The following is a 245-nucleotide window of genomic DNA, read 5'->3' on the forward strand; positions in this document are numbered from 1 at the left end:
GCCCAGCATCATGCCGCCCATTCCGGCCCAGAAAATGGCGGAGCCAAAGACAATTTTGTTGGCGAACATGAAGGGATAGGCAGATTCCACGAAGGTTCCGAAACCCAGGTTAATAAGCAGCCCCGGTGTGGCGACGGCGGCTTCACTTTTTTCGCGAGGGGCGATAACGTTGGCAAGGTTAATCCCTGCGGCAACCATCACCAGACCCACCATATCGACTGCGCCGAGGAAGCTTACGCCGGATT

Annotated in this window: 1 pseudogene; it reads right to left on the reverse strand. The window is 56.3% G+C overall.

What is annotated here, in order from left to right:
- A pseudogene (locus FDX22_RS24455) lies at nucleotides 1–245 on the reverse strand (PTS sugar transporter); the annotation flags it as partial.

It is taken from the genome of Citrobacter sp. TBCS-14, assembly GCF_005280805.1.
GTDB classification, from domain to species: domain Bacteria; phylum Pseudomonadota; class Gammaproteobacteria; order Enterobacterales; family Enterobacteriaceae; genus Citrobacter; species Citrobacter gillenii.